Below are 24,686 nucleotides of genomic sequence, written 5' to 3'. Positions count from 1 at the left end.
ATTTGAATGTTAAAGGGGAAAAAAAGAAAGATAATTGTAACTGCAATAATAGTATACATTCTAATATGTGTTGTAATAAATGTGTTTTATGAGAAAATATTAGTAAATATAATAGGTAGTGACGAAATAATATTCAGTGTATTTAGTAATTTGGATTCTACTAAAGATGAAAGATATATTGCATACCTTGATGAATCTTTTGTAAACTTTTCTAAGGTTAAAGGTAAAGCTATAGCTCCTTTTAATTTAGCGCATATACCATCTGTAGAAAGTAAATATACAGTTGACCCTAATAATATGACTTTTGTTGAAGGTTTTTTTCATAAATATGGTTATTATTATAACGATGATGAAAACATCCAAAATGGAGTAGTTTTTGAGGGGTTTGAAATATACTCGAGGTCGGGTAGGATACATTCCTCAAGTATTTACTTAGGTATTACAGATAGAAAGATAGAAGATTGTCCTATGGAAATTTTTTCAATTGACAGTATAGCAGAGGGTAAAAACATTTTCATGATAGAATCTAAAGAAAAAATTAACTTTGGTGATTTTATCACGATTTTATTTTAGAGTTTTAACCTAATTCGACAATTCATCCCACATCCTCTTTAGGGGGGGGATGGATTGTTGGCCCTTAGGAATGCTCGAACATACGTTGCGGCATATAACCTAAATTCCCGACATTTTATGCTAGGAATACGGCAAAAAGCTTAAGTAGGAGGGCACTGAAAAAGTTCGTTTGCAGCATGAAGACAGTTAAAATAATGAAACTGTTTACAAGGGTATTAATATGCTGAGTGGAAATATGATAATTCTTCGAGAGAACATATTATAAGTGTTTTTATTAGTATATATTGGTTGCTATATTTTTTTATAGAGATTCTTTTCAATTAAGAGGCTTGATTGTAAAATAACTAAATCAATTTCATAACTTTTTTCCTTTGTCCTATGCGGTTTTCTAGGCGTGGAAAAAGGAGGAGTACCTCCCAACATATCGAAAGAGTAGTTACCACAATAAACTCAACGATAAGACGCACATAATGCAAGCCTTTTCCTATCGGCAACTAAGTAAAATCAACGACTGTTTCGGAATACTGTTTTAACAGCTCGTTCTATCTCTTCGTAACCGGTGCATCGGCAGATATTAGATTCTAAGACATCTTTGATGAGAGAATCATCAGCATCAGGGTACTTTTGAATGAGAGTATTACTATTGACGATAAAACCTGAAGTACAATACCCACATTGAAATGCGAAATTCTCGATAAACTCCTTTTGGATGGGTGTATCTCTAAGTCCCTCAATAGTAGTAATTTTCTTACCAACAGCATCAATGGCAAGCATGATGCAGGACTTCATGGATTCACCGTCAACATCTACAGTGCACGCACCACAGTCACCGTTTAAGCAACCAGGTTTTGTACCAGTTAGTCCAAGGTGTTCCCGCAGCACAGTTAGCAGGGTGTCCGCATAGCGAATGTATACTGTATGTTCTTCACCGTTGATTGATAGGGTAATTTCTGTTTTGATAGAAGTCATAGAAACTAAAACCTTCTTTCTAATAATTTTCAAAAGCGCTTTTTGCTTATTAATCCACTAGACTTTTTGATTTGGATCTATATTTTTGATTCTTAATCTACAGGATTTTTAGACTCTAAGACATCTAAAAGAATGTTCTTCAAAACGAATTTCCTGTATGCTGCAGAACCATTGACGTCATCAAGAACAGGGGCGGGAATACGTTCAATGGCTTGTTCGACTCGAATCGTAGCAGGCAATAAATCATCGTTTAGTGCTTGATTCATTTCTTCGCTTACAAAAGGATATTCGCATAAACCACTGAAGGCTGTTTTGATTTTCCCATCATTCCAAAGGGCAGCAGTAGTTATGAGAGGATACCCAACATCCCATTGTCGGCGTCTTTTTACACTCAAAAATCGCAAGTCAATATTACTATGATCCGTTTGGACTTGCACAAGAAATTCGCCCTTTTGAAGCTGAAGAGTTTGTTGAAACAGTTGTGTTATTGGTTTCGTTAGCAGACCGTTATTCGTGGCAATCACCACTTGGCTATCTGTAAGTAGTAATGGCAGGACAGTTTCTCTGTAAATGATGTTTGCACAGATGTTGCCTCCCAGGGTTATCTTGTTTCTAGCTGTGTGATCCGCAATTTCTACAATTGCTTTACTGAGAAAAGGGAATACTCGTGCCTCGCGAATCTTAGTGAGTGAAATGGCAGCGCCAATGATTACACGGTTTCCGCTTGCCTTTAATTCTAGGCACTCAGGGATGCCCTTAAGGTCAATGACAGCACCAGTAGTGATGTTGTTTACTCTTCCATAAGTAATCAGTTCTGTTCCTCCGGAGAAGTACATTGGTTGTTTGCCCAGGTCATCTAATGAATGATACAGGCTTACAGCTTCATCCGTAGAAGTAGGTTTGTAATATTCAAAGTCAAAGGATATCATTATTGCTTCACCGCCTTTAGAGTATCCCAAATCGTTTCAGGAGTGAGTGGTAGACGTTCCATCTCGACGCCGGTCACTGTTGAGATTGCATTAGCAAGAGCGGCTGGCATGCCTATTAAACCATGTTCACCAAGACCGCGGGCACCATAAGGACCATCAATATGTGCACGTTCGATGAAATGGACGATATATTCAGGATGATCGCCATAATGAAATGGTACATAAGTGCGCAATCGATTGTTCAGAATTAGACCATCATCATTAATAACGAAAGACTCACTACTAGCAAAGCTCAGGCCCATGCTCATTCCACCAGTAATTTGCCCACGAGCGGAATCGTGATTCAGCACTTTTCCTGCATCCACTACAGAATAAGCTTTTAATACTTTGTAGGTGTAGTCTCTAATGTCGAATTCAATTTCTACCCCTTGTGCGCCGACTGCATATTCTGGACCTGGTTTCCCCGCACCTGTTTCACGCTCCAGATGTGTTAAATGTCGAAGCATATACGTGCCTCGTCCGATAACTTGCCCTCCAATGGAAAAACCATTGGGATACTTGTAGCCGTGGCATATATCTTTTACTAACACGAAAGTTGCTGGTTCATCTCGTACGTAGACCTTTCCGTCACCGACTTCTAAATCGTCAGGGGAGCATATCAGTACTCGAGATCCAATATCCTTTAATTGATAGATCACATCGTCGGCAGCTTTTAAAACAGCCCTTCCTGCCATTAACGTTCCTCTACTGGCAACTGTCTTCCAATGCTCTGGCATGACTTGTGTATCCACTTCCATTTTCACATGAATCAGTGAGACGTCCATCTTAAGTTTTTCTGCGAGTATCTGTGCAAGAATTGTCTTTGTTCCAGTCCCGATTTCAACAAGACCTGACATTAACTCGATACTTCCATCGAGATTAAATAGTAGCGTCACGCCAGAACTTGCGTCAGAATCAATCGTAGAAGTTTTCCAGATTAAGCTAATCCCCTTAGCACGTACTTTTCGATCGTTTACTTGTACAAGCTGACCTTCATTCCATGCCATGAGTTCCTTTAGTTTGTCCACACAAGCGGGAAGATCTCCAATCGTACTTTTATTTAGCACCATTTGCGTAGGCGTCGAGTGACCAGGTAAAATTAAATTTCTTGAGCGTAGTTCAATCGGGTCGAGTGACAGTTTTTTCGCTAGTTGGTCCATAGCGCTTTCAAAGGCGCAAAGTAACTCGGAATGGCTAAACCCACGAAATGCGGTAGCGTAAGGGTGGTTGGTATAGATACAAAGGGAATCGCAAGCGATGTTCTCAATGTTATACGGCCCAGTAGCTGTAACAGCGGCAGCGCGGGAAATCGTTGCTCCTTTGTCGGAATAGGCGCCGCCATCAAAAAGATATTCGATTTCTGCAGCAGTGACTTTACCTTCTCTAGTAGCACCTAACTTGATTTTTGCATCCAAACCAATATGTACAGGAGATGTAATCATATCTTGCTCACGGGAATTCCATAGCTTGACTGGTCGACCGCCAACTGCTTTTGAAGCTAGATAAGCAATTAATTCAAGTTGAACAGCTACCTTACCTCCGTAGCCTCCGCCAACAAAAGGAGTATTGACAATGATTTTTCCAGAATCGATTTTTAAATATTGGCTCATGAGTTTTTTTATCATATAGGGCGCTTGTGTTGCTGAATTCAACATAACAACACCATCTGGCCGAATCTCAGCAGTTACGCACCGTGTTTCAATTGCCATGTGATCGGATGGGGAGAATGTGTATCTCGATTCTATAACGACATCGCTCTCTTTCCACCCTTTCTGCATGTCCCCTTTGCGAATCTTCGAACGATTGGCAATGTTCGTGTAAGGCTCTGGATATACGTGTTGAATCTTTTGATATAAATCTAGCTGTGGATGTATAAGTGGGGCATCCCCTTTCAGCCCATCCCGCGGTGAATTCACAACAGATAGAAGTTCATAAGATACTTCAATCAATACTGCGGCTTTCTTCGCATTGACTATGCGGTCTGCTACTATAGCAGCAACTGGCTCGCCGTGATACCGAACTCTATCAAAAGCAATGATAGGCCGATCTTGAATTTCTTCCCCAGTTAGGGGGTATGCCTGTCCCAGTACAATTGCACGAACGCCGGGTGATCGTGCAGCCTTGCTTGTGTCGATCGATACAATTTTTGCATGTGCGTACGGGCTAGTCACTAAATGGACGTGGAGCATCCCTGTGGTAGGCAAATCATCTGTATATTTAGCTACACCAGTTACCTTCTGTTGCGCTTCTTTCCGGAAGATGCTTTTTTGAATTGTTTTTTCGGAAGTTTCCTCGTCTCGAAGGACCATGGTTAACACCTCATTTGTTCCTTTTAATTCTTATAGTATTGGCAAACAATTCCGCAAAAATTCCATATTACGGAGATTCCTTGGTATAACAAAATACAAAACAACAAAATCTATTAGAAACTAATAAGGCGGGTTGAGATTTTGTGCTGTTTCTTAAAATTGTAAGGGGGTTGAAATGACATGGAAAACGGGAAAGATATCATATCACCTGAATTCTTACTACTAATTGTTACCGCAACCATAATCGGAACACTAGCTAGAGTCTTATCGATTAAGATGGACTATCGTCAGTATCCGAATTATCCAAACGGATATTTGATACATGTTGTTACAGGTGTTGTTGCTGCTGCTCTTGGGGCTTTTATAATTCCAACGTTAATGACTAAAAACTTCACAGCCGTTACCTTCTTGGCTCTTGCCATTCAACAGTTTCGCGAGGTTCGAAAAATTGAAAGAAAAAGCTTGCTAGATTTGGAGGGGCATGAGTATACGAAACGTGGAGATGCGTACATTGATGGAATTGCGAAGATTTTTGAGTCGCGGAATTATGTTGCCTTATTGGTAGCTTTTACAACAGCATTTACGATTCAAATGCTTGAAAGCTATGCAGATGTGACACCGCAAATAAAAGTGATAGCAGGATCGATGATTGGATTGATTGTCTACTTTTTGCTTAAGTATTTTACGAAACGTTTAAAGATTCAAGATATTGCAACAGTTACGGAAGGGAAAATTGAAATCAAAGGCTCGGAAATGTATGTAGATAATATTTTTATTACCAATGTACTTGGGGAAGAGGAAGCACAGCAATGGATGGCTGGGGAAGGTGTAGCTGCTGTGATCCATCCCAAGAAGGAACATTTTCGGATTCCGTTAGAGAATCCTGGACAACGTCAAGCAATCTTGTTCGAAACGACAAGGAGATTAGGGCAAAGAAGATATAGCTTCCAAAACCCAGGGGAAGGCAAAGTGGTCATAGCGTTAATACCAATCATTCAGAATTTCAATCTATTCAAAGAAACGATTCTATTGACGCCAATCTTAGAAACAGTAAAAAAGACCCCAGAATTACTCGGAAAAACACCAGGGGAGGTTCGTTATGGGAAGTGATGCAGGGCAAATCAAAGGTATTATCGCGTATATCACGACAGATAAAAACCGTCATTTAAGTGGAGCGCCACTTTGCTTACTAGCAAATGATGAAACTGAACTCAAGGATATTGCGTTATCGATTTCAAGAGGTTTCTTCGCTGATATTATTTATCTACCAACGGGAGATTGTCTGGTAATAAAGAAGTAACCGACCGATTACAATAATACGTAATTTGAAGGAAAACGATAAGTGATATGGAAGTTATATAAGAAGAAATGATAGAAACACAAGTATGTAAAAACAAGTAATATAAAAGTATGAATAAAGCAATAAACAGGTTAAGAAGGAAAAAGAAGAAATAAGAATGAAAAAGCAATTAAACAATCAAAGAACAAGTAAGAAATACATATGGGGGTTGAGAATTATGAAGTTAGTTGTTTTAGATGGGTATACATTAAATCCAGGTGATTTGTCTTGGGATGGACTTCAGAACTTTGGGGATTTAACGGTTTATGACCGCACGCCCGTCAATTCGCAAGAGGAAATTGTCGAAAGGGCAGCGGATGCAGAGATTATTTTTACGAATAAAACTCCTTTAACAAAAGAAACATTAGAAATGCTGCCAAAAGTAAAATACATAGGAGTACTTGCCACTGGCTATAATGTGGTGAACATACAAGCTGCCAAGGACTTAGGCATTGTTGTCGCAAATGTGCCAAGCTATGGCAACGCGTCTGTCGCCCAGATGACAATCGCGCTGTTACTAGAGATGTGCCATCATGTCGGACATCATAGTGATGCCGTAAAAGCAGGCAGGTGGGCGAATAGTAAGGATTTTTGCTTTTGGGATTATCCATTAATTGAGCTTGAGGGGAAGACATTAGGGATTGTTGGTTTCGGTAGAATAGGGCAAACAACTGCGAAAATGGCTCAAGCGTTTGGCATGAATATCCTTGCGTATAATCGAACGCCTAAGAAAGAACTAGAGAGTGACAACTTGCGCTTTGTTGATTTAGACGAGCTCTATGCGAAATCAGACGTAATAAGCTTGCATTGCCCTCTTACAGAACAAAATCAAGGCATGATTAACAAAGAGTCGATAGCTAAGATGAAAGATCGTGTCATGATTATTAACACTGCCCGTGGCCCACTTGTCGAAGAACAAGATTTAGCAGATGCTTTGAATTCTGGCAAGGTGGGAGCGGCTGCCGTTGATGTTGTTTCTGTCGAACCAATTCAAACAGACAATCCATTATTGACAGCGAAAAATTGCATCATCACACCTCATATTGCATGGGCGCCAATCGAGGCTCGAAGCCGATTAATGGATATTGCGGTAGCTAACGTAGATGCTTTCATAAAAGGCAACCCAGTTAATGTTGTGAACCCATAAACAAGCATTAAATTTAAGCGCAAAATTAGGAATTGTAATTTTTTCTAGTACAATCTGAAAATAAGTTTTTTTATAATCTCAAATTGCCAATAATTTACTGTTTATTTTTGTGACTAAACATAAATAACAATCCTCTAAAGCTAGATACTAAGAAAGACTTGTATTCAGACGGTTATGCACGCCGTTGATATAAAGAAAACTTGTGTTTAGATGTTAGAATAATCTACTATTGAGGGGGATTGTGATGAAAGCTGTCGTTTATGAAAAACCGTATGAAATTACGTTAGCAGAAGTACCTGATCCAGAGTTAACGGACCCGAGGGAAATAATAGTGAAGGTAACCTCTACTTGTATCTGTGGGTCTGATTTACATATTGTCCATGGTCTAACTGCGCATGTTCCAAAAGGTACAATCATTGGACATGAGTTTATGGGAATCGTAGAAGAAGTCGGAAAAGACGTGAAGAAGTGGAAAAGAGGAGATAGGGTACTTGTCCCATTTCCAATTTCCTGTGGTGAATGTGACATGTGTAAGGCAGGCTTATGGCCACACTGTATTCGATCGAACGATAAGGGAGAAATGGGTGCTGCTTATGGCCACGGAGAAAGCTATGGGGGATTTGCTGGTGGTCAAGCAGAGTATGTAAGGGTACCTTATGCAGATGTGAGCCCGATTCGAGTACCTGATGAATTGACAGACGAACAGGCAATATTATTGACAGACGTGGTGCCAACAGCATACTGGATTGTTGATGTTTGTGGTGTGAAGCCGGGTGATACGGTAGCAGTGTTTGGATGCGGACCAGTGGGGTTAATGGTACAACGTTGTGCAATTTTCAAAGGGGCTAAGCGTGTAATCGCAGTCGATCAATTGCCGTATCGATTAGAATATGCGAAGAAAATAAACCCTGGGGTAGAAGGGATTAATTTCCTGGAGAACGACCCAGGAGAAATGATTCAAGAAATGACAAAGGGCCGTGGGGCGGATGTTGTGATTGATGCAGTAGGTCTTGAAGCTGAGCCGACAAATCCTTTAATCTCTGCAACAATTTTAATGAAGCGCATGGGTGTCCCTCCATTGCCAGGCTTGCGTCCAGAGGACCAACCTGCTGTTGCATCTGTATCTGCCATCAATTGGGAAGTAGAAGCGATTCGACATGGAGGAACGTTGGGTTTAGCTGGTGTGTATGGGGCAAAAATGAATAGCTTTCCAATCGGAGATATCTTTGCCAAAGGAATTACAATTAAGGGAGGACAAGCACTCGTGCAAAGCTACTTAGATGAACTCATGCAATATGTGATTGAGGGTAAATTGCGTGCAGACGACATAATTACTCATGTTATGACGTTGGATGATGCTATGGATGGGTATCGGATTTTCGGTAGAAGAGAAGATGATTGTGTGAAGGTAATCCTGAAACCGCATCAAACAAAGGTTCATTAGGAAGGAAAACATTATTCATAAGAAAAGAAATGAAGTTTCATTAAAACAAACGAAGTTTCGTTGAATAAAAGAAGATTCCTTTAAAACCAATAGAACATTTCAGGTGATGGAACGAATGTGCATCTTTTGAGATGTTTTTTTCTTTTCTGAAAAGGTATTGACATTGACGTTGCGTAAAGGTGTATTCTTGGAAATAAGGAGGTGATGGAAATGGAATATACAGTGCAGAGGTTAGCTCAATTAGCAGGGATTAGTAGCAGAACCCTTAGGTATTATGATGAAATTGAAATTCTTAAGCCGGCAAGAATCAATTCATCTGGCTACCGCATATACGGTCATAGTGAAATTAATCGATTACAACAAATCCTCTTTTACCGCGAAATGGGTATCGGTTTAGAAGATATAAAAGCGATTATCACAGCTGATTCCTTTGATGAGATGAGTGCACTGCTAGAACACCATCAGAAACTCCTAGAGAAAAGAAAACAATTAGATACGTTAATTGAAAATGTATCAAAAACGATTCAAGCAAAGAAAGGCGGAACTGAAATGTCAGATCAAGAGAAGTTTGAAGGCTTTAAGCAAAAGCTGATAGATGATAATGAGCAAAAATATGGGAAGGAAATTAGAGAAAAATATGGAGAGGATCGTGTAAATCAGTCGAATCAACATTTTAAGAATTTGAGTAAAGAACAGTATGATGAAATGTCCTCCCTAGGAACACAGATTAACGAACAACTTGTTGAAGCGGTACAATCAGGGATTGAGCCAGGAAGTGAAAAAGGGCAAGAGATTGCAGAGATGCATAAACGATGGATATCACTAGCCTGGGGGCAGTACAGTAAGGAAGCCCACGCTGGCGTTGCCCAAATGTATGTAGATGACGAGCGGTTCACAGCATACTATGATGAAAAACAGTCCGGGTGTGCAGCGTTTCTGCGAGATGCAGTTCATATCTTAATCAGTTAGTTATAATAGTAACCATAATACCTATCAAAGTCGTATTGACTTTGATAGGTATTTAATTTACTCTATAGTTGAACTAAAAAAAGCAGGTGATTTTAATTGCAAGTAAAAAAAGACGAAGTAAAGGCCGCTATCATGAATGCAGCGGAACAAGAGTTTTTTGTACATGGTTATCAAAATGCATCGTTACGAAAAATTGTAAAAATGGCGGGGACTACGTTAGGCAACTTTTACAATTATTTTGAGAACAAAGAAAAGCTATTTGAAGCATTAGTAGCGGAAGAGTATCAACAATTTGTATATTTCCTTCAGCATCACGATCAAATGCATCATTTCAACCAATCAATGGAGAATTTCGCTAATCCGCTTGAACTTCGACCGTTATTGATGGAAATGCTTAATGGAGTTGAGGTGTTATTCTCGAATCGTTTGGTATTGTTATTAGAAAGTAGTAAGGGTACCCGATTTGAAAAGGCGAAGGTAGACCTACTAGAGCTTTTGAAGGAGCACTTTTGCGAGCATTTTTCAGGAAATACTCACGAGCATTACCCTGAAAAACTCCCTGAACAGTCCCTCATACACCAAGGAACGAAAGAGCAGTTTGCAGAGATTTTGGCAGAGCAATTTCTCACAGGAATTGTCTTAGTCATTCGAAAAAATGAAGACTACGAAACGAAGAAGAAGTTAATTGTAGATTATATGCTTTTCTATATTATGGGGGTATGGGGACTATTCCATAATGCTGCTAATAAAAGATAGATAAAGATAGATAAAGATAGATAAAGATAGATAAAGATAGATAAACAGAGATAAACAGAGACAAATAATAATAGATAAAGTAATAGATATAAGATAAATGGTAAAAGTGGTATGAGAAATCGTGGTGTATTTTTTTGCACAAATAAAGAACGTGTGAACGTTTTTGAGGAGGGTGCTTATGATTCAAGTAACAAATCTAAGATATAGTTATGAAAAGACACATCAGCGGGTCATCGATCAAATTAGTTTTTCGATTGAAAAAGGTGAGATTCTCGGATTTTTAGGACCAAGTGGTGCCGGGAAGACCACAACGCAACGCATTTTGATTGGATTATTAAAGGGTTACGAAGGCAGCGTATCAATCATGGGAAAGGAAAGAAGAGAATGGGGTAAGGATTTCTTCGAAGAGATTGGGGTGGCTTTTGATTTTCCGAATCTATATTTAAAGCTCACTGCCTTTGAAAATTTACAGCTTATAGGTTCGTATTATCAGAAAAAACCAAAGGAAAGCGATATTGATGCGCTGCTCACGAGAGTTGGGTTATCTGATGCTCGTAATCAAAAGGTCGAAGGATTTTCTAAGGGAATGAAGATGCGTCTTAACTTTATCCGATCTTTACTGCATAATCCAAGTTTATTCTTTTTTGATGAGCCTACATCTGGACTTGATCCAGTCAATGCGAAAATTGTAAAGGATATGATTAAGGAATTGAAGGAGCAAGGGAAAACGGTGTTCCTTACGACTCATAACATGAATGTGGCAGAACAGTTATGTGATCGAGTTGCGTTTATTGTTGAAGGGCAAATTGTTGCTATCGATAGTCCTAAGGAATTAAAAGTTCACCATGGGATGCGTAGGGTGAAAATTGAGTATTATGAGGGCATGAAGGAAAAGGTTGTAGAGTTTCCTATGCATAGTATCAAGAACAACGAGGAATTATTTCAACTATTGAAGACGAAAGAGATTAAGACCATCCATAGTCAAGAAGCTACCTTGGAAGATATATTTATTAAGCTTACTGGGAGGGAGCTGACATGAGAGTATGGAACGCAATATTGGCAGATGTAGTTTTCCAATGGCGACAGGGCTTTTATTATGTATATGTGTTTATAACATTGTTATATATTCTAATCATCAGCCAACTTCCTACAGAAGTGGCACGGTTTGTTGTGCCGCTAGTCGTTTACAGTGATCCTTCGATGATAGGTTTCTTTTTTGTCGGAGGGATTGTAATGCTAGAAAAATTGCAAGGAGTATTGCAGTATATATCTGTTACCCCACTACGTGCTAGAGAGTATTTACTGGCTAAGGTTATATCGCTCACTTTTTTGGCGGAGGTTGCTGGCTTTGCTATTGCATTTTTGACTAGTCCTGTGAAATTTAATTGGTTTGTCCTAGCTCTTGGAATCGGGCTAACGTCTATTTTCTTCACCTTATTTGGTTTCATGCTTGCTGTGGAAAGTCAATCTATCAATCATTACTTCTTAAAGGTCGTCCCGTATATACTCGTTCTTATCGTGCCATGCATATTGATGTTTATTTTCCCTAGGGTATGGATTCTTAACATCATACCGAGTGTAACAGGGCTAAAGCTTGTTTATGGGGCATTCCATGGAATTAGTAGTTCTTCGCTAGCGTTCTATAGCATATTTCTATTTAGTATTAATGGGATGTTCCTTTGGTATCTTGAGAAAGATTTCGAACAAAGGATTCGTTAGGAGTATAGGTATGAGGATGGTGATGGGGATGAGGAGTTACTCGAATGTTCAATATGATATAAAAATGGTAATACGAGAGCCAGTGCTTATGATGTTCTTAATACTACCATTCATAATGATTGGCATATTTCAAATATTTCAGATGTATGGGATGGAATTTCTCTATGATGCAACAGGAATTATGTTTCAAGAATATTATGGATATGTTTTAGCTCTTATTATGGTCATGGTAGCAACGTTATTAGGAACAGTGTCAGGGTTTATGTTAATCGATGAGCGAGATGCTAGAATTCATGAACTCGTTGCAATTACACCTGTCTCTTATTCAGGATATCTTGCAAACAGGTTATCTATTCCCTTAGGAGGGGGATTTGGCTATTCTATCATTGCGTATTATATTTTGGTGATTTATGAAATCCCGTTCACTTTACTAGTTTATATCAGTCTATTGATAGGGGTGGAAGGGATACTAGTAGCGTTGGCGCTGTATCGATTAGCGTCTAATAAAGTGCAAGGACTTACCTATGCGAAGGGCATGAGTATTTTTACAGTGCTAGCTTTGGCGGATCTTTTTCCGATTCCATGGCTACATACTGTAGCGACACTAACTCCGTTCTATTGGATTCCTAGATTGTTGCATCGCTTTGATAGTGTGACGCTTATTCTCTCTGGTGGGTTACACGTCACTTACTTGTTGTTAGTTATTTTGGCAAGCCAAAGAAAGCGTATTTAGACATGGATTCCTAGATGTTTCTATAGACAAAACAAAATAGCAAATTAAGGAAGATGCCCTTGCGTATTTCTAACAGCTTATATAATATATCCTTATAACGACATAAGCGTTCTTTATACGCTAGGTGTGATACGTTATATTATAATAGGTTGTATCATGCTAGATAAGGATAATATTTGATGGTGTTAGACTAATGTGATAGATATCATTGGTAAGAAAAGAGGTGGGAAATGGAAATCCATCAACTCTCAGTTTTCTTAAAAGTTTCACAGCATAAAAGTACAAAAAGGTTATACGCCTGCGGACGAATCACATGGAAGACGACCTGAATTCGATAGAATTCAGAGTCGTCTTCTTTAGTACTATTTTGCAACTATTTTCACGAAAAGTATTGCGATAGAAAAGCAAAACATGTATAGTCTATATATGCCTATATGAACATATAGTCATATAGGTGTGTTTGGAGAGCAATGCAAACAGGTCTAGTAGAAATGAAATATTTAATGAATGGATATGAAGTTTAGATGCAAGGAGGGAGTTAGTGAGTGAAAGAAAGTGAACATTCGTTCCTGGAAGGAAGAACAATTGAAAAAGCATCTTTGATTTTTAAGGCGCTAGCAGATCCAACAAGACTCAGAATTATGTACTTGCTTTCACAAGAGGAGTGCTCTGTCAATCACATAGCTGAGGTTTTACGTCTTAGTCAATCAGCAGTATCGCATCAATTGAGCTTACTAAGAAAACAAAAGCTCGTGAAGTTTACGCGCGCTGGGAACACTTTATATTACACCTATGATGATGAGCACGTAATTGAGATTTTGAATCAAGTTATTACGCACGTCGAACATTCGTAAGGGAGAGAATTGATATATGGGGAATCATGATCATCACAACCATCAAGAACATCAAGATCAACACCAATGTGGACATGGGCATCACCACTTTCATGATGTAAGAGAAGGGAATAAAAAAGGACTTATTATAGCAATCATCATCACAGCAAGTATTATGTTTTTAGAGTTTTTCGGAGGGTTATACACGAATAGCCTAGCACTATTATCAGATGCAGGTCACATGCTTAGTGATTCAAGTGCTCTACTACTTAGTTTTGTTGCCATTTGGTTTGCCTCAAGACCAGCAACGCCGAATAAAACCTATGGGTTTTACCGTTTTGAAATATTAGCTGCACTGTTTAATGGCATAACTTTATTTGTCATAGCTGGATTTATTATCCATGAAGCTTATCAAAGGATTCTTGAACCGCCTACAGTTGCTGGCGGTGTGATGATGCTGATTGCTTTTATTGGATTACTTGCAAATTTACTCAGTGCTTGGGTACTTATGAGAAAAGGTGATGTGAAGCATAATATCAATATGCGAAGTGCTTATTTGCATATTTTAGGTGATGCCCTTGGTTCAGTAGGTGCTATCATAGCCGGATTTTTAATGATTGCATTTTCGTGGTATCTTGCAGATCCTATCATTTCGGTAGTTGTAGCCCTTTTAATCATCAAAAGTGCCTGGTCTATCATTGTACATTCAGTGAACATTTTAATGGAGAGTGCACCATCTAATATCTCACATACTGAGATCGTTGAAGCATTAGAGTATATTGATGGGGTGTTAGATGTACATGACCTACATGTATGGACGATTACTTCCGGGTTCCCAGCACTAAGCTGTCATATTAGAATTCAAGTAGGTTTAGATTGCCAAGATATTCTTCAAAAAGCGATACATACCATAGAGCAAAGATTCAAAATTGATCATGTGACAATTCAAATAGAAACAGATAACATTCAACATAACGATTTGGTAATTTAATGTAAACCGAAGGAATTTTCACAAATGTGCAGAAATATACACAATAAGCAATTTCATTTGATAGCGATGATGAGGTGTGTGATGGAGCAGTTACAACGAGAATTAAACAGAATATGGGAAATAGATGTTCTTAGAGCGCTTGCGATATGTCTTATGGTTATTTATCACACCGTCTATGATTTGAATGTATTTGTTAACGTTGCAATTGATTACACATCAACGTTCTGGTTTTGGGAAGGAAAGATAGCCGCTTTAATATTTATATTTGTATCAGGTATTAGCAGTGGGTTATCGAGTCGTAATATTGTGTATACTGGACTCAAAATCCTTATATTTGCTATGGTCATTACTGTTGTCACTTATCTTGTCTTAGGAGACGAATATATAAGATATGGCATACTTCATTTCTTGGGAACATGCATGGTGCTATTTCCGTTACTCAAAAGATTTGATGTATGGGGTCTAACGGTAATTGCAATAGTGATTTTTGTTATGTTTTTAGCATTTCGTGAAATGTTAGTAGACACATTTTGGTTCCTTCCAATAGGTATTGCTTATGCTGGGTTTCGTTCAGTAGATTTTTATCCTTTATTTCCATATCTCTCCGTCTATATATGTGGCGTCATTAGCTATAAACTATATTATTATAAGAAAAAAAGTTTGTTCTCCTACAGCTACTCAAATCCTTTCGTTCAAAAAATAAGTAAACATTCCTTGTTGATTTATATCGTTCACCAACCCATTATCATAGGGGTGATTTTATTTTTCGACTTACTTTTTAATATGTTTATCATGAGCAAGGTATAAATGAACGATTCAATTAGAGTACAAATAGGAGTAGTAGGTGGTTTGTAATTACTGAAAATAGTAATTCAAGCCACGTAATTTTTTTAGTGTATTTTTTTGAAAAAAATTTTGCGGAATGTTCTTTACATTTGACGTTAAATAAATTAACATATATATTAATTCAAGCATAATATTACACTACCAATAAGAGTATGAAAAGTATAAAGGAGAGAAGAAAAATGTGTGCAAATCCAATTGAGCAATTCGGGTCTAACGTGTTTAATGAAGCTGTGATGAAAGAAAGATTACCAAAAAATGTATTCAAGGCTTTAAAGAAGACTATTAACGAAGGCCTTCCTCTTGAGGAGACAGTAGCGGACGTTGTAGCGAATGCTATGAAAGATTGGGCAGTAGAAAAAGGGGCAACTCACTACACGCATTGGTTCCAACCGATGACAGGTATTACTGCTGAAAAGCATGATTCATTCCTTTCTCCAAAGGCTGATGGCACTGCAATTGTTGAGTTTTCTGGAAAAGAATTGATTAAAGGTGAACCGGATGCATCTTCATTCCCTTCTGGTGGTTTACGTGCAACTTTTGAAGCAAGAGGATATACAGCGTGGGATTGCACATCGCCTGCATTCTTAAAAGAAGATACGGCTGGTGTAACATTATGTATTCCAACTGCTTTCGTTTCTTATACTGGGGAAGCATTAGATAAGAAGACTCCGCTTCTAAGATCAATGGAAGCTATTAATAAGCAAGCGCTGCGCGTACTTAAGACTTTTGGCAGCTCGGCTTCAAAGGTAATTACTACGGTGGGACCTGAGCAGGAATATTTCTTAGTTGATAGGAACTTATTCAAGCAACGTAAAGATTTAGTTTTAACGGGACGCACATTATTTGGTGCTATGCCTGCTAAAGGTCAGGAATTAGAAGATCATTATTTCGGTACAATCAAAGAGCGCATCGCTGGGTTCATGAAAGAATTAGACAAAGAGCTTTGGAAACTAGGTGTTACTGCTAAGACGAAGCATAATGAAGTAGCTCCAGCACAACATGAGCTAGCTCCTATCTTTGGAACAACAAACGTAGCAACTGACCACAACCAATTAGTAATGGAAATGCTTCAAAAGATTGCAAATCGTCACGGGTTAACGTGCTTACTTCATGAGAAACCGTTTGCTGGTGTTAACGGTTCAGGAAAGCACAATAACTGGTCGTTAAGCACAGACGAAGGGCAGAACCTGTTAGAGCCAGGAACAAACCCTCATGAAAATATTCAATTCTTAGTATTCTTATGTGCTGTAATTAAAGCTGTAGACGAATACCAAGATCTAATGCGTGTCTCTGCATCAAATGCAGGAAATGATCACCGTCTGGGTGCAAACGAAGCTCCACCAGCAATTATTTCAATTTTCTTAGGAGATCAATTAACAGATATTCTTGAGCAATTGAAGAATGGCGGATTAAAGAGCTCTAAACAAGGTGGCCAATTATTAGCTGGCGTATCTTCATTACCGGCTTTACCGAAGGATAATACGGACCGTAACAGAACTTCACCGTTTGCGTTCACTGGTAATAAGTTTGAATTCCGTATGGTTGCTTCTTCTCTTTCTATTGCTGGGCCAAACGTAGTATTAAATACAATTACAGCTGAAATTCTATCACAGATTGCTGATGAGCTAGAGAAAGCTACAGACTTCAATGCGAAAGTGGAAGAAATTCTAAGAGGTATTGTCAATAAGCATGAACGTATTATCTTTAACGGCAACGGATATTCCGATGAATGGGTTGTAGAAGCTGAAAAGCGCGGACTATCTAATATTCGTTCAAACGTAGAAGCGGTTCCTGCTCTAATTACAGAGAAAGCAATTGAAGTATTCGAAAAGCATAAGGTATTAAGTAAAGTAGAACTTGAATCAAGATATGAAATTCTACTTGAGCAATACATTAAGCAAATTAACATCGAAGCGCTTACTATGATTGAAATGGCAAGTCGCCAAATTGTACCATCAGTAATTAACTTCACAACGAGCTTAGCGAATTCTATCAATGCGATTAAGTCAACTGGGGTAAATGCTGATTTAAGTGCTCAAGAAGATTTATTGGTAGTAGTGTCTAGTTTACTTGCTACTATGAATAAGAGCATTGCGACATTACAAGCTGCAGTAGCGAAAGCTGCCGATATGCATGGTGACACATACAATCAAGCATTAGCATATAAGGATGAAGTATTCGCTGCAATGAACGCACTTCGTGCAGTTGCTGATGAAGTAGAAACGAAAGTAGACGCAACTCTATGGCCGTTCCCAACTTACAGTGAATTACTTTTCAACGTGTAAAGCTTGTATTTAACAAAATAGTAGAAATATCGCCCTATCAAATGGAACCATTTGATAGGGTTTTTTATAGGTTGTTCACTAGTTATCATCTAGTAATAATTAGTATTACTATCTATATTATGATAGAATGGCCTTATCAATAATAGAGCGGAAAGGAACATTAACAATGGGGAAATATAAAATCATTTTATACGTTCTTTTAATCGTTATAATTGCTAGTGCTTTCTCCGTTTTTTTGAAATTTCAAACCAATACATCGTCTATTAGAATCGGGCTTACTACTGCATTGACGGGAGAATCTTCTAATTTGGGTTTTGCCAGTCGTAACGGGCTGCTATTAGCAGTGGAGGAGATAAATCTTGCGGGTGGGGTTAACGGTAGAAACTTTGAAGTAACGCTCTTAGATGACCAAGGGAAGGCTGGCGTTGCACTAGATCATACAAAATCTCTCCTTGCTCAAGGAATTAACTTACTACTTGGACACATTACTTCGAATTCAGCAACGGATGTAATCCCTCTTATAAATAAGGAGAATGCGTTATTGATATCTCCTACTATTAGTCATGACGGATACCTTTATCATGATGATAATTTCATGTCTATCAATGTTCCGGCATCAGAACAGGGAGATTTGATTGTTCAACACATTGTATCTACGAATCCAACACCAAGAATTGTTGTGCTCTACGACCAGAACAACCCATTCTTTGCGCAAAGTATCTATGAAAAATGTGCTACTCTATTAAAAGAGAAAAACATAGAGATTCTATCGGTTCAGTCCTTCCAATCTATTACGGAAATTCCTCAGATTATTAGCGATCTACTACAAGACAATCCTACCAATATAATCTTGATTCAAAGCGTCTCAGATTTAATTATAACTACGAATCAAGTAAAAAAAGTCACCCCCAATATAACGATACATACAACAATGTGGGGTATGGCGTCAGAGGTTATTCATGGTTATGGTGAGAGTATGGAGAATGTATATGGTGTATATGCAATTGACCCCAACAGTACCTATTCGAAATATATAGATTTTAAGAATAAATATTATGAGAAATACCAAATGGAACCTAATTTTGCGGCTGTTTATACATATGATGCCGTGAGACTGCTAGCAGAAGCAATCGCTCACGCAGAATCAACGGATCCTGCAGAAGTTAAACAAGCGATACTGTCGATAAAAGCATTTAAAGGGATAAACAGCGATTATGAAATGCATGCGTTAGGGGTTGCTTCTAGAGAAATATTCATGATTCATATCAAAGATGGGGAAACAGTATCGTTACCATAAACTATTGAAAACGGGGCGTACCTATGTGGAATTTTTCTCTTCGACAATCTTTATTAGCATACTATATCATAATAACATCCGTTATCCTATTTATCATTGGAGTTGCGGTGAACCAGATAGCAGTTACTTATTTGCACTCAGGCATAGAAAACAGCATTGAATCTGTAGCGGAGGTAGTGGAGCATCATACTGGTGAGTATTTTACGCAATCATCAGAATTCCTGTATTATGTAAAAAATTCAATTATAGAATCGAATACTAATGATGATCAGAACTTACAATTTATGCTAAATCAAATTCACAAGAATCAATTTTTATTCGAAGCTTTTGAAATCCTTGATGATTCCTTTAAGGTTAATCATGTCAGCCCTTATAACGAAATTTTTATTGGGCTAGATCGTAGCAAAGATATTAATGAGAAATTGTTAGTTAGCGATTCGACGGGTCCTAAAAGAGAGGGGTGGACTTCTACCATCACTTCTCTTTATAGTAAAAAAGTGACCCTCGCGCATGTGATTGATTTGGAGGATAATCGATATCTCGTTGGATATTTAGATTTGTCGAATATTAATTTAATTGGTAGTCAACTTGATAACGAACAGTTAAATATTTCTATACTTGATGATAAAGGTATTTATATTACCGATAATAATATACTGCTTACAGAACAAAGGGCCTATCACCCAGATTATTCAACGTTATTAAATTATTATCGTAATGGACAAAAATTTGTTGCGCACGATTATTTGGGGATTCCTTCCCATATCTACATAAACAATGTACCAAAGACGAATTGGCTACTTGTAGTGGCACATTCAGGGGATACGGTAAAGCAATTATCAACAGATATTCGTAATGCTATAGTTGTTGTGTTTAGTATTGCTATGCTAATCATTGTCTTATTGACTATCATAAGCACCAGAAAAATTTTGGAGCCAGTACATCGAATCCATGATAAATTTGGAGAATTAATACTCGATAATAAAATATCTCTCGTAGAATACTCAGGGTATCGTGAGTTTGAGAATATTATTAAACAATTTAACGATATGTTATTAAAGCTTAAAGAAAAAGACACGAGAATACATAAAATGGTGTACTTTGATTCGTTGACTGGATTACCAAACCGCAAGATGATTGAATCGAAAATTGAAAAGCTGGTTAATGCCAATACACCTTTTACAATTGCGTATTTAGACATTGATAATTTTAAATTTATCAACGATTCATTGGGGCATCAAGCGGGAGATCAATTCCTCATTTATATGGCGAATATTTTCAAAAAATCAGTGAAATCAAACTGCCTAATTGCACGCCAAGGTGGGGATGAGTTTGTCCTTTTATTTAAAGACCTTAGTGATGAAGAAGAAATAAGACTGGAAATCAATCAATTCGTGAAAGGCATTCAACATATATGGGAATTCAATCACTATGAATTCTTTATTTCCTGTAGTATAGGCATTGTAACTTTCCCTAAGCATGGAAGAGATTGTGCCACACTGTTTAAGAATGCTGATATAGCCATGTATAGAGCGAAAAAGGAAGGAAAGAACAAATTTATTTTCTATACAGAAGATATCTTAGTAGATAATAACGAGAATATACAAATGGCGAAAAACATTCAAAGTGCCATTGTGAATGAGCAATTTGAGCTATATTATCAACCACAAGTAAATCTTTCCGATGGAGTAGTGGAAGGCTTTGAAGCATTGATACGTTGGAAACACCCAGAAAAAGGATTCATATCGCCAGCAGATTTTATTCCAGTTGCTGAAGAGACAGGACAAATCTTTGAGATAGAAAAATGGGTATTGATCAATGCTATCCAGCAAAAGAAAGTGTTTGAAGAGGCAGGACGACCAGACTTATCTATATCCATTAACCTTTCCAGTAAAACTTTGACGAGTGATATAAATTTTAATGAAATTGAACAGATGGTTCGCCTTTTTGACGTAGATTTTCAATCGATTACATTGGAGATTACAGAGACTGCAGTTTTGACGAACGTAGAATTGGTAGTCAGGCGGTTAAATAAACTAAGGCAAATAGGATTCAAAATTGCACTAGATGATTTCGGTACTGGCTTTTCGTCTTTAAACCATTTAAAAACGCTACCAATCCATATAATAAAGCTTGATCGTAGCTTCATTAAGAGTATTGAAAACAGTGATAAAGACACGAAGATTATTCAGTCGATTATTGCTTTAGCGAAGGACTTGGAATATAAGGTCGTAGCGGAAGGAATAGAAACAGAACAACAGTTAGAATTCTTAAGACAATGTGGTTGTATGGCTGGACAAGGTTTCTTAATGAGTAGACCACTGCCTAATGAAGAGGTAGAGCGCCTGTTAGAAAATGGGATAACAATTGGAGGAGCGAACTATGAGTCTAAATAAAATAAATTCGAACATTAAAAAAATTGGAGTACTCACAGGCGGTGGTGATGCACCGGGACTAAATGCTGTAATTCGAGCAGTTGTGAAAAGTGCAATTCGCCAATATGGTCTGGAAGTTGTGGGCTTTATCAATGGATTCTCAGGAATTATTCATAAAGATTATAGAGAACTGACGGAGGCTAATGTGTCCGGTATTCTTCCACGAGGTGGGACAATCTTGGGGACTACTAATCGAGATAATCCATTCCGCTATGCCGTAGAAATTAACGGTGAGAAAACATTTCAAGATGTATCCGACCAAGCCATTGAGAACTTAAAAGACCTAGGTATTGATGCACTCGCAATTATTGGGGGAGACGGTAGTCTAGCAATTGCATACGAGTTTTATAAAAAAGGAATCCCTGTCGTAGGTATACCAAAGACAATTGACAATGACCTATCTGCAACGGATGTGACGTTTGGGTTTGATACGGCTTTAACTACTGCGTCGGAAGCTATTGATAAGCTACATACGACAGCAGAGTCACACCACCGTGTGATGATTCTAGAGGTGATGGGACGATATGCGGGTTGGATTGCGCTGCATGCAGGTATTGCAGGTGGTGCGGATGTAATCTTGCTACCAGAGAAACCGTTTACCATCGAACGGATCTGCGCCAAGATTCAAGAAAGATCGAATATGGGCAAGAAGTTCAGTATTGTTGTGGTTGCTGAAGGAGCGAAATTAGAAAGTGGCGAAATGGTCGTCCAGCGCATGGTGCATGAAAGCCATGATCCAGTTCGTTTAGGTGGTATAGGGAATCGTATAGGAGAAGATATTGAGCGTTGTACAGGGATGGAGACAAGAGTGACGGTACTAGGTCACTTACAGCGTGGGGGATCCCCAACGGCATATGATCGAATCTTAGGAACGCGTTTTGGCGTGAAAGCTGTTGAATTATTAGTAGATGGCAAATATGGTCACATGGTTGCCCTTAAAGGAGCAGAGGTTCAAGAAGTTACCTTAGATTCCGCAATAAGCCAATTGAAACAAGTAGATCCACATGGAGAACTTGTTCGTGCAGCAGAAGCTGTAGGTGTTAGCTTTGGCTAGAGAAAGTTTATTATATGTATAATATGGACAAGTTATCATAAGTGAAACAATAGGGGGAACTGATTTTGCAGATATTGATTGTCACCTCTGTAGAACCTGAGAAACAGGCAATTATCAATGGACTAGATGGTGATACTAGGTTTACGGTTATTGCTGCAGGAGTAGGTCCGGTCGCATCGGCAGCAAATACGATGAAGGCGCTAACAGGGAAATCGTATGACTTAGTTCTAAATCTTGGTATTGGTGGCGGTTTTGTCGGAAAAGCTGAAGTTTGTTCGGTAGTGGTCGCAGATACAATAATTGCAGCCGATTTAGGGGCTGAGACGGCTGAAGGATTTCGGAATCTTGAGCAACTGCAATTAGGAAAATCGGAAATTACCTGTGACTTAACATTAGGTCGACGTATCCTAACTGCATTGCAAAGCCATGGGATTCCTACTTACCACGGAACTGTATTAACCCTGTCTACGGTGACAGGTACTGCTGAGACAACTGAAGAATTATTAAAAAGGTTCCCTAACGCTGTTGCCGAGGCGATGGAGGGTTATGGCGTAGCGTATTCAGCAAACCAATTAAGAATTCCAGTTGTTGAGATTCGATCTATCTCCAATGCCATTGGACCACGTGACAGGTCCAGCTGGAAAATCAAAGAAGCACTAGCACGACTTAAGGACGTCAGTGCCGTTTTATCAGAAGTACTATAAATCAGGCGAATATGTATAGATGCATAGATGTATAGATATATAGATGTATTGATAGTTCCGTTAATATAAATAAGACCTAAGAAGTGAGGTAATAGTATTGGTATTGAAGATTGCTTATTCTCCGTGTCCGAACGACACATTTATATATCACGCTTGGGCACACGGTCTCGTTCCTGATGCACCCCCTTTAGACATAACGTATGCAGATATCAATATTACCAACGACTTAGCTGCAAATACCAATGATTTTGATATTATCAAAATCTCCTATGCGGCATTACCTTGGGTATTAGAGAAATATACTTTACTACCCTGTGGCGGCGCTTTAGGACGCGGTTGTGGCCCTTTAGTGTTGACGAAGCAGGCAAACGGTGATTCTAGGGACCCAAGCTCCTTGATAGGAAAAAGAGTTGCGATTCCGAGTGATCGTTCTACTGCTTACTTGCTATTTCGCTTATGGGCATCTCAACAGGTGAAAGGGGCCATAGATATTCAAATCATGCCCTTTGAAAAAATCATGCCTGCCGTTCGAGACGGAATCATCGATGCTGGTCTTGTGATTCATGAAGCTCGATTTACCTATCAGGACTACGGTCTTCAACTAGTAGCGGATCTAGGGCGATGGTGGGAAAGTGATACTGGACTGCCGATACCATTAGGAGCGATCGTTGCAAAGCGGGGACTAGATATTTCGAGTATTACTCAATGGATTCGCTCATCCCTTGAATATGCATGGAAGAACCCTGATGTTTCGAGGGAATACATTTTACAACATGCCCAAGAGATGTCCTACGATGTTGCGAAGGCGCACATTGAATTATATGTCAATTCATTCTCATTCAACCTTGGAGAAGAAGGCTTTGCTGCCGTTAAGACATTACTACGAAGGGCAGTAGATGAACTTTTAATTCCTGGATTTAATCAAGATTTATTGTATATATAACGAATCCTGGGAGATGTATTGTTAGACAATAAGCTAGTGATGATGTAATATGAATTAAAATTATATACAAGTTCTAAACAGGTGCTATGCATAAAGCATGCTAAGCTTAAAAGGGAAGCTCGGTGAAAGTCCGGCACGGTTCCCGCCACTGTAATCCGGAGCAACTTGCAAGCAGTCACTGCTTTATCTAAAAAGTGGGAAGACGCAAGGAGCATTGATGGTAAGTCAGGAGACCTGCCTGTTTAGAGGACACGAAGTGACCTACGGGGATATAGGGAGGTGTTTGCGGGAGACAAAGTATTGTATGTTTAATTAACAATATGTACGGTTGTTTTTTTGTGAGCATTTAAGCCTATACGGTTTAGATGCTCT

General features: G+C 38.6%; 22 protein-coding genes and 1 riboswitch. Of the genes, 19 read left to right on the top strand and 3 right to left on the bottom strand.

What is annotated here, in order from left to right; all coding sequences use genetic code 11:
* The first annotated feature begins 6 nt into the window (after window positions 1–6).
* Complete coding sequence (locus BHU72_RS09675) at window positions 7–573, top strand: hypothetical protein (RefSeq protein ID WP_069702431.1); 567 nt, start codon at window positions 7–9, stop codon at window positions 571–573.
* 504 nt (window positions 574–1,077) lie between these two features.
* Here the strand turns inward: BHU72_RS09675 and BHU72_RS09670 are convergent.
* From BHU72_RS09670 to BHU72_RS09660, 3 genes are all read right to left on the bottom strand, one after another.
* Window positions 1,078–1,542, bottom strand: coding sequence for a (2Fe-2S)-binding protein (locus BHU72_RS09670; protein ID WP_069702430.1), 465 nt, complete (start codon window positions 1,540–1,542; stop codon window positions 1,078–1,080).
* Window positions 1,543–1,634: 92 nt separating this feature from the next.
* Complete coding sequence (locus tag BHU72_RS09665) at window positions 1,635–2,471, bottom strand: FAD binding domain-containing protein (RefSeq protein WP_069702429.1); 837 nt, start codon at window positions 2,469–2,471, stop codon at window positions 1,635–1,637.
* Window positions 2,471–4,819: a xanthine dehydrogenase family protein molybdopterin-binding subunit gene (locus BHU72_RS09660; protein ID WP_069702428.1), complete on the bottom strand. Its 2,349-nt coding sequence runs from the start codon at window positions 4,817–4,819 to the stop codon at window positions 2,471–2,473. Before BHU72_RS09660 ends, BHU72_RS09665 begins: the two co-directional genes overlap by 1 nt.
* A gap of 180 nt (window positions 4,820–4,999) precedes the next feature.
* Between BHU72_RS09660 and BHU72_RS09655 the strand changes: the two genes are divergently transcribed.
* From BHU72_RS09655 to BHU72_RS09570, 18 genes are all read left to right on the top strand, one after another.
* A complete protein-coding gene (locus BHU72_RS09655; RefSeq protein ID WP_069702427.1) occupies window positions 5,000–5,929 on the top strand; it encodes a YIEGIA domain-containing protein in 930 nt (309 codons plus the stop codon).
* Window positions 5,919–6,119 (top strand): capping complex subunit for YIEGIA, encoded by a 201-nt coding sequence (locus BHU72_RS09650; RefSeq protein ID WP_069702426.1) that lies wholly within the window; start codon window positions 5,919–5,921, stop codon window positions 6,117–6,119. The genes BHU72_RS09655 and BHU72_RS09650 overlap by 11 nt, the downstream gene beginning before the upstream one ends.
* Window positions 6,120–6,336: 217 nt before the next feature.
* A complete protein-coding gene (locus tag BHU72_RS09645; RefSeq protein ID WP_069702425.1) occupies window positions 6,337–7,305 on the top strand; it encodes a D-2-hydroxyacid dehydrogenase in 969 nt (322 codons plus the stop codon).
* A gap of 244 nt (window positions 7,306–7,549) precedes the next feature.
* Entirely contained in the window at window positions 7,550–8,749 is a 1,200-nt protein-coding gene (locus BHU72_RS09640; RefSeq protein ID WP_069702424.1) for a zinc-dependent alcohol dehydrogenase, read from the top strand.
* Window positions 8,750–8,959: 210 nt separating this feature from the next.
* Window positions 8,960–9,718 carry a MerR family transcriptional regulator gene (locus BHU72_RS09635; protein WP_069702423.1) on the top strand — a complete coding sequence of 253 codons (759 nt, stop codon included), beginning with the start codon at window positions 8,960–8,962 and terminating at the stop codon, window positions 9,716–9,718.
* Between the two features lie 96 nt (window positions 9,719–9,814).
* Entirely contained in the window at window positions 9,815–10,474 is a 660-nt protein-coding gene (locus BHU72_RS09630; protein WP_069702422.1) for a TetR/AcrR family transcriptional regulator, read from the top strand.
* A 178-nt stretch (window positions 10,475–10,652) separates the two neighbouring features.
* Window positions 10,653–11,513 (top strand): ABC transporter ATP-binding protein, encoded by an 861-nt coding sequence (locus BHU72_RS09625; protein WP_069702421.1) that lies wholly within the window; start codon window positions 10,653–10,655, stop codon window positions 11,511–11,513.
* Window positions 11,510–12,193, top strand: coding sequence for a fluoroquinolone export ABC transporter permease subunit (locus BHU72_RS09620; RefSeq protein WP_069702420.1), 684 nt, complete (start codon window positions 11,510–11,512; stop codon window positions 12,191–12,193). The genes BHU72_RS09625 and BHU72_RS09620 overlap by 4 nt, the downstream gene beginning before the upstream one ends.
* Window positions 12,194–12,203: 10 nt before the next feature.
* Complete coding sequence (locus BHU72_RS09615; protein WP_069702419.1) at window positions 12,204–12,926, top strand: Rv2686c family ABC transporter permease subunit; 723 nt, start codon at window positions 12,204–12,206, stop codon at window positions 12,924–12,926.
* A gap of 545 nt (window positions 12,927–13,471) precedes the next feature.
* Complete coding sequence (locus BHU72_RS09610) at window positions 13,472–13,780, top strand: ArsR/SmtB family transcription factor (RefSeq protein WP_069702418.1); 309 nt, start codon at window positions 13,472–13,474, stop codon at window positions 13,778–13,780.
* Window positions 13,781–13,796: 16 nt separating this feature from the next.
* Window positions 13,797–14,750, top strand: coding sequence for a cation diffusion facilitator family transporter (locus tag BHU72_RS09605; RefSeq protein ID WP_069702417.1), 954 nt, complete (start codon window positions 13,797–13,799; stop codon window positions 14,748–14,750).
* Between the two features lie 81 nt (window positions 14,751–14,831).
* Window positions 14,832–15,557: a heparan-alpha-glucosaminide N-acetyltransferase gene (locus tag BHU72_RS09600; protein WP_069702416.1), complete on the top strand. Its 726-nt coding sequence runs from the start codon at window positions 14,832–14,834 to the stop codon at window positions 15,555–15,557.
* Between the two features lie 218 nt (window positions 15,558–15,775).
* Complete coding sequence (locus tag BHU72_RS09595; protein WP_069702415.1) at window positions 15,776–17,881, top strand: glutamine synthetase III family protein; 2,106 nt, start codon at window positions 15,776–15,778, stop codon at window positions 17,879–17,881.
* 166 nt (window positions 17,882–18,047) lie between these two features.
* On the top strand, window positions 18,048–19,178 hold the full coding sequence (locus tag BHU72_RS09590) for an ABC transporter substrate-binding protein (RefSeq protein WP_069702414.1): 1,131 nt from the start codon (window positions 18,048–18,050) through the stop codon (window positions 19,176–19,178).
* Between the two features lie 23 nt (window positions 19,179–19,201).
* Window positions 19,202–21,574 (top strand): GGDEF domain-containing phosphodiesterase, encoded by a 2,373-nt coding sequence (locus tag BHU72_RS09585; RefSeq protein WP_069702413.1) that lies wholly within the window; start codon window positions 19,202–19,204, stop codon window positions 21,572–21,574.
* Window positions 21,561–22,667, top strand: a complete 1,107-nt coding sequence (locus BHU72_RS09580) for a 6-phosphofructokinase (RefSeq protein ID WP_069702412.1) — start codon at window positions 21,561–21,563, stop codon at window positions 22,665–22,667. The genes BHU72_RS09585 and BHU72_RS09580 overlap by 14 nt, the downstream gene beginning before the upstream one ends.
* Before the next feature lie 65 nt (window positions 22,668–22,732).
* Window positions 22,733–23,371 (top strand): futalosine hydrolase, encoded by a 639-nt coding sequence (locus BHU72_RS09575; protein WP_083248375.1) that lies wholly within the window; start codon window positions 22,733–22,735, stop codon window positions 23,369–23,371.
* Between the two features lie 103 nt (window positions 23,372–23,474).
* Window positions 23,475–24,314 (top strand): 1,4-dihydroxy-6-naphtoate synthase, encoded by an 840-nt coding sequence (locus tag BHU72_RS09570; RefSeq protein WP_069702570.1) that lies wholly within the window; start codon window positions 23,475–23,477, stop codon window positions 24,312–24,314.
* Window positions 24,315–24,376: 62 nt separating this feature from the next.
* Window positions 24,377–24,570, top strand: a riboswitch (cobalamin riboswitch).
* Window positions 24,571–24,686 lie beyond the last annotated feature (116 nt).

The sequence above is a fragment of the Desulfuribacillus stibiiarsenatis genome (genome assembly GCF_001742305.1).
GTDB lineage: Bacteria > Bacillota > Bacilli > Desulfuribacillales > Desulfuribacillaceae > Desulfuribacillus_A > Desulfuribacillus_A stibiiarsenatis.
The sequence above is the reverse complement of the archived record's forward strand: the minus strand, read 5'-3'. Positions and strand labels throughout refer to the sequence as shown.

What these genes read in the sequence shown, in the direction of transcription:
- BHU72_RS09635 (WP_069702423.1), top strand. Translation starts at nt 8,960, where the DNA reads ATGGAATATACAGTGCAGAGGTTAGCTCAATTAGCAGGGATTAGTAGC.
- BHU72_RS09615 (WP_069702419.1), top strand. Translation starts at nt 12,204, where the DNA reads ATGAGGATGGTGATGGGGATGAGGAGTTACTCGAATGTTCAATATGAT.
- BHU72_RS09670 (WP_069702430.1), bottom strand. Translation starts at nt 1,542, where the DNA reads ATGACTTCTATCAAAACAGAAATTACCCTATCAATCAACGGTGAAGAA.
- BHU72_RS09660 (WP_069702428.1), bottom strand. Translation starts at nt 4,819, where the DNA reads ATGGTCCTTCGAGACGAGGAAACTTCCGAAAAAACAATTCAAAAAAGC.
- BHU72_RS09600 (WP_069702416.1), top strand. Translation starts at nt 14,832, where the DNA reads ATGGAGCAGTTACAACGAGAATTAAACAGAATATGGGAAATAGATGTT.
- BHU72_RS09605 (WP_069702417.1), top strand. Translation starts at nt 13,797, where the DNA reads ATGGGGAATCATGATCATCACAACCATCAAGAACATCAAGATCAACAC.
- BHU72_RS09590 (WP_069702414.1), top strand. Translation starts at nt 18,048, where the DNA reads ATGGGGAAATATAAAATCATTTTATACGTTCTTTTAATCGTTATAATT.
- BHU72_RS09580 (WP_069702412.1), top strand. Translation starts at nt 21,561, where the DNA reads ATGAGTCTAAATAAAATAAATTCGAACATTAAAAAAATTGGAGTACTC.
- BHU72_RS09625 (WP_069702421.1), top strand. Translation starts at nt 10,653, where the DNA reads ATGATTCAAGTAACAAATCTAAGATATAGTTATGAAAAGACACATCAG.
- BHU72_RS09655 (WP_069702427.1), top strand. Translation starts at nt 5,000, where the DNA reads ATGGAAAACGGGAAAGATATCATATCACCTGAATTCTTACTACTAATT.
- BHU72_RS09640 (WP_069702424.1), top strand. Translation starts at nt 7,550, where the DNA reads ATGAAAGCTGTCGTTTATGAAAAACCGTATGAAATTACGTTAGCAGAA.
- BHU72_RS09645 (WP_069702425.1), top strand. Translation starts at nt 6,337, where the DNA reads ATGAAGTTAGTTGTTTTAGATGGGTATACATTAAATCCAGGTGATTTG.
- BHU72_RS09595 (WP_069702415.1), top strand. Translation starts at nt 15,776, where the DNA reads ATGTGTGCAAATCCAATTGAGCAATTCGGGTCTAACGTGTTTAATGAA.
- BHU72_RS09585 (WP_069702413.1), top strand. Translation starts at nt 19,202, where the DNA reads ATGTGGAATTTTTCTCTTCGACAATCTTTATTAGCATACTATATCATA.
- BHU72_RS09620 (WP_069702420.1), top strand. Translation starts at nt 11,510, where the DNA reads ATGAGAGTATGGAACGCAATATTGGCAGATGTAGTTTTCCAATGGCGA.
- BHU72_RS09675 (WP_069702431.1), top strand. Translation starts at nt 7, where the DNA reads ATGTTAAAGGGGAAAAAAAGAAAGATAATTGTAACTGCAATAATAGTA.
- BHU72_RS09665 (WP_069702429.1), bottom strand. Translation starts at nt 2,471, where the DNA reads ATGATATCCTTTGACTTTGAATATTACAAACCTACTTCTACGGATGAA.
- BHU72_RS09650 (WP_069702426.1), top strand. Translation starts at nt 5,919, where the DNA reads ATGGGAAGTGATGCAGGGCAAATCAAAGGTATTATCGCGTATATCACG.